The 4,788-nt window shown below is 57.8% G+C and carries 6 protein-coding genes; all 6 read left to right on the forward strand.

Translation table 11 applies throughout. The features are described from left to right. Nucleotides 1–232: 232 nt before the first annotated feature. On the forward strand, nt 233–1,024 hold the full coding sequence (locus tag H0482_RS16345) for an ANT(3'')-Ia family aminoglycoside nucleotidyltransferase AadA2 (RefSeq protein WP_001206356.1): 792 nt from the start codon (nt 233–235) through the stop codon (nt 1,022–1,024). Between the two features lie 163 nt (nt 1,025–1,187). Next, on the forward strand, nt 1,188–1,535 hold the full coding sequence (locus tag H0482_RS16350; protein ID WP_000679427.1) for a quaternary ammonium compound efflux SMR transporter QacE delta 1: 348 nt from the start codon (nt 1,188–1,190) through the stop codon (nt 1,533–1,535). Next, nucleotides 1,529–2,368, forward strand: coding sequence for a sulfonamide-resistant dihydropteroate synthase Sul1 (sul1, locus tag H0482_RS16355; RefSeq protein ID WP_000259031.1), 840 nt, complete (start codon nt 1,529–1,531; stop codon nt 2,366–2,368). The genes H0482_RS16350 and sul1 overlap by 7 nt, the downstream gene beginning before the upstream one ends. Before the next feature lie 127 nt (nt 2,369–2,495). Next, nucleotides 2,496–2,996, forward strand: a complete 501-nt coding sequence (locus H0482_RS16360; protein ID WP_000376623.1) for a GNAT family N-acetyltransferase — start codon at nt 2,496–2,498, stop codon at nt 2,994–2,996. 355 nt (nt 2,997–3,351) lie between these two features. Continuing rightward, nucleotides 3,352–4,116: an IS6-like element IS6100 family transposase gene (locus tag H0482_RS16365; protein ID WP_001389365.1), complete on the forward strand. Its 765-nt coding sequence runs from the start codon at nt 3,352–3,354 to the stop codon at nt 4,114–4,116. A gap of 196 nt (nt 4,117–4,312) precedes the next feature. Then, nucleotides 4,313–4,633 (forward strand): hypothetical protein, encoded by a 321-nt coding sequence (locus H0482_RS16370; RefSeq protein WP_210319217.1) that lies wholly within the window; start codon nt 4,313–4,315, stop codon nt 4,631–4,633. Nucleotides 4,634–4,788 lie beyond the last annotated feature (155 nt).

Below are 4,788 nucleotides of genomic sequence, written 5' to 3' on the forward strand. Positions count from 1 at the left end.
CGACAAACCATCCAGCATCGGCGCTTGCAGCACCGCAAGCTCGCCGCATAACATCAACCCAAAGACGAGGCCGATACTCCGCTAATCCAAGACCCAAACTGCGCCAAATGATCTGACGACGGACAGGGCATCCAAGCAGCAAGCGCGTTACGCCGTGGGTCGATGTTTGATGTTATGGAGCAGCAACGATGTTACGCAGCAGGGCAGTCGCCCTAAAACAAAGTTAGACATCATGAGGGAAGCGGTGACCATCGAAATTTCGAACCAACTATCAGAGGTGCTAAGCGTCATTGAGCGCCATCTGGAATCAACGTTGCTGGCCGTGCATTTGTACGGCTCCGCAGTGGATGGCGGCCTGAAGCCATACAGCGATATTGATTTGTTGGTTACTGTGGCCGTAAAGCTTGATGAAACGACGCGGCGAGCATTGCTCAATGATCTTATGGAGGCTTCGGCTTTCCCTGGCGAGAGCGAGACGCTCCGCGCTATAGAAGTCACCCTTGTCGTGCATGACGACATCATCCCGTGGCGTTATCCGGCTAAGCGCGAGCTGCAATTTGGAGAATGGCAGCGCAATGACATTCTTGCGGGTATCTTCGAGCCAGCCATGATCGACATTGATCTAGCTATCCTGCTTACAAAAGCAAGAGAACATAGCGTTGCCTTGGTAGGTCCGGCAGCGGAGGAATTCTTTGACCCGGTTCCTGAACAGGATCTATTCGAGGCGCTGAGGGAAACCTTGAAGCTATGGAACTCGCAGCCCGACTGGGCCGGCGATGAGCGAAATGTAGTGCTTACGTTGTCCCGCATTTGGTACAGCGCAATAACCGGCAAAATCGCGCCGAAGGATGTCGCTGCCGACTGGGCAATAAAACGCCTACCTGCCCAGTATCAGCCCGTCTTACTTGAAGCTAAGCAAGCTTATCTGGGACAAAAAGAAGATCACTTGGCCTCACGCGCAGATCACTTGGAAGAATTTATTCGCTTTGTGAAAGGCGAGATCATCAAGTCAGTTGGTAAATGATGTCTAACAATTCGTTCAAGCCGACCGCGCTACGCGCGGCGGCTTAACTCCGGCGTTAGATGCACTAAGCACATAATTGCTCACAGCCAAACTATCAGGTCAAGTCTGCTTTTATTATTTTTAAGCGTGCATAATAAGCCCTACACAAATTGGGAGATATATCATGAAAGGCTGGCTTTTTCTTGTTATCGCAATAGTTGGCGAAGTAATCGCAACATCCGCATTAAAATCTAGCGAGGGCTTTACTAAGCTTGCCCCTTCCGCCGTTGTCATAATCGGTTATGGCATCGCATTTTATTTTCTTTCTCTGGTTCTGAAATCCATCCCTGTCGGTGTTGCTTATGCAGTCTGGTCGGGACTCGGCGTCGTCATAATTACAGCCATTGCCTGGTTGCTTCATGGGCAAAAGCTTGATGCGTGGGGCTTTGTAGGTATGGGGCTCATAATTGCTGCCTTTTTGCTCGCCCGATCCCCATCGTGGAAGTCGCTGCGGAGGCCGACGCCATGGTGACGGTGTTCGGCATTCTGAATCTCACCGAGGACTCCTTCTTCGATGAGAGCCGGCGGCTAGACCCCGCCGGCGCTGTCACCGCGGCGATCGAAATGCTGCGAGTCGGATCAGACGTCGTGGATGTCGGACCGGCCGCCAGCCATCCGGACGCGAGGCCTGTATCGCCGGCCGATGAGATCAGACGTATTGCGCCGCTCTTAGACGCCCTGTCCGATCAGATGCACCGTGTTTCAATCGACAGCTTCCAACCGGAAACCCAGCGCTATGCGCTCAAGCGCGGCGTGGGCTACCTGAACGATATCCAAGGATTTCCTGACCCTGCGCTCTATCCCGATATTGCTGAGGCGGACTGCAGGCTGGTGGTTATGCACTCAGCGCAGCGGGATGGCATCGCCACCCGCACCGGTCACCTTCGACCCGAAGACGCGCTCGACGAGATTGTGCGGTTCTTCGAGGCGCGGGTTTCCGCCTTGCGACGGAGCGGGGTCGCTGCCGACCGGCTCATCCTCGATCCGGGGATGGGATTTTTCTTGAGCCCCGCACCGGAAACATCGCTGCACGTGCTGTCGAACCTTCAAAAGCTGAAGTCGGCGTTGGGGCTTCCGCTATTGGTCTCGGTGTCGCGGAAATCCTTCTTGGGCGCCACCGTTGGCCTTCCTGTAAAGGATCTGGGTCCAGCGAGCCTTGCGGCGGAACTTCACGCGATCGGCAATGGCGCTGACTACGTCCGCACCCACGCGCCTGGAGATCTGCGAAGCGCAATCACCTTCTCGGAAACCCTCGCGAAATTTCGCAGTCGCGACGCCAGAGACCGAGGGTTAGATCATGCCTAGCATTCACCTTCCGGCCGCCCGCTAGCGGACCCTGGTCAGGTTCCGCGAAGGTGGGCGCAGACATGCTGGGCTCGTCAGGATCAAACTGCACTATGAGGCGGCGGTTCATACCGCGCCAGGGGAGCGAATGGACAGCGAGGAGCCTCCGAACGTTCGGGTCGCCTGCTCGGGTGATATCGACGAGGTTGTGCGGCTGATGCACGACGCTGCGGCGTGGATGTCCGCCAAGGGAACGCCCGCCTGGGACGTCGCGCGGATCGACCGGACATTCGCGGAGACCTTCGTCCTGAGATCCGAGCTCCTAGTCGCGAGTTGCAGCGACGGCATCGTCGGCTGTTGCACCTTGTCGGCCGAGGATCCCGAGTTCTGGCCCGACGCCCTCAAGGGGGAGGCCGCATATCTGCACAAGCTCGCGGTGCGACGGACACATGCGGGCCGGGGTGTCAGCTCCGCGCTGATCGAGGCTTGCCGCCATGCCGCGCGAACGCAGGGGTGCGCCAAGCTGCGGCTCGACTGCCACCCGAACCTGCGTGGCCTATACGAGCGGCTCGGATTCACCCACGTCGACACTTTCAATCCCGGCTGGGATCCAACCTTCATCGCAGAACGCCTAGAACTCGAAATCTAACGTCCGTTCGGGCATCGAGGTCCATGTCGGGGTGGGACGGGCCCGTGGCTTCAAGATCACTTGCAGTCCGACCGCGATGTCTTGGTTGCGCGAGAGGTTGTCGATATCCTCCACTTCCATCATCAACCCTGGATAATGCCGCCGCCGTCATCGCCGCCGACGCCCGTGCCGGGCTTTTCGGGCCTGTCAGGCTTGCTCGGCCTTCAGCCTGCCTGGGCGAGATCTCCGGCGGACGGATTAACGGCGGAGCTTCGCCGCCTTTCGTGCGTGTGAAGGCCGAAGATAGTTCTCTCAGGCTCTGTTGCAAAAATCGTGAAGCTTGAGCATGCTTGGCGGAGATTGGACGGACGGAACGATGACGGATTTCAAGTGGCGCCATTTCCAGGGTGATGTGATCCTGTGGGCGGTGCGCTGGTATTGTCGCTATCCGATCAGCTATCGCGACCTTGAGGAAATGCTGGCGGAACGCGGCATTTCGGTCGACCATACGACGATCTATCGCTGGGTCCAGTGCTACGCCCCGGAGATGGAGAAGCGGCTGCGCTGGTTCTGGCGGCGTGGCTTTGATCCGAGCTGGCGCCTGGATGAAACCTACGTCAAGGTGCGGGGCAAGTGGACCTACCTGTACCGGGCAGTCGACAAGCGGGGCGACACGATCGATTTCTACCTGTCGCCGACCCGCAGCGCCAAGGCAGCGAAGCGGTTCCTGGGCAAGGCCCTGCGAGGCCTGAAGCACTGGGAAAAGCCTGCCACGCTCAATACCGACAAAGCGCCGAGCTATGGTGCAGCGATCACCGAATTGAAGCGCGAAGGAAAGCTGGACCGGGAGACGGCCCACCGGCAGGTGAAGTATCTCAATAACGTGATCGAGGCCGATCACGGAAAGCTCAAGATACTGATCAAGCCGGTGCGCGGTTTCAAATCGATCCCCACGGCCTATGCCACGATCAAGGGATTCGAAGTCATGCGAGCCCTGCGCAAAGGACAGGCTCGCCCCTGGTGCCTGCAGCCCGGCATCAGGGGCGAGGTGCGCCTTGTGGAGAGAGCTTTTGGCATTGGGCCCTCGGCGCTGACGGAGGCCATGGGCATGCTCAACCACCATTTCGCAGCAGCCGCCTGATCGGCGCAGAGCGACAGCCTACCTCTGACTGCCGCCAATCTTTGCAACAGAGCCGAAGAAGGCAGGACTAGTCTCGATTGACTACGAGAGCGAAACTTACCGCTGCAATCAGGCGCTTGCTAATCTTGGCGACAGCTTCTTCCCGAACGAGCCGAAAACGAAATCACTCAATGGCACGATCACAGGACACGACGGCGTGTTCCTCGTCAAAAGTGCCGACGTGGACGCCTACATGCATCAGTTCGCGCCGCAGGCTCTACGCTACTCCGCAGCAACGAACTGCGAGCTTCCCGGAGTCATGAATTTTGGAGAATCGAAAGGGCTCACGTTCGACCGCGTCATGATCTACCCGCACGGACTTGCTAAGAAATGGCTGAAAACCGGAGACCTCACTCATGTAGCTAAGTCGGTGGCGAAGATGTATGTTGCATCAACACGCGCGCGGTATAGTGTCGCGTTTGTCTATGACGGCGCGACCTGTGCTATCCCCGCCACTCGGTGGATGGCAGTCGTCTGATGGGCAACATCAAAACCAACTCAGCACCTTGTCCGTCGTCAGATCATTTGGCGCAGTTTGGGTCTTGGATTAGCGGAGTATCGGCCTCGTCTTTGGGTTGATGTTATGCGGCGAGCTTGCGGTGCTGCAAGCGCCGATGCTGGATGGTTTGTCGT

This window comes from Devosia faecipullorum, from assembly GCF_015158295.1.
GTDB lineage: Bacteria > Pseudomonadota > Alphaproteobacteria > Rhizobiales > Devosiaceae > Devosia > Devosia faecipullorum.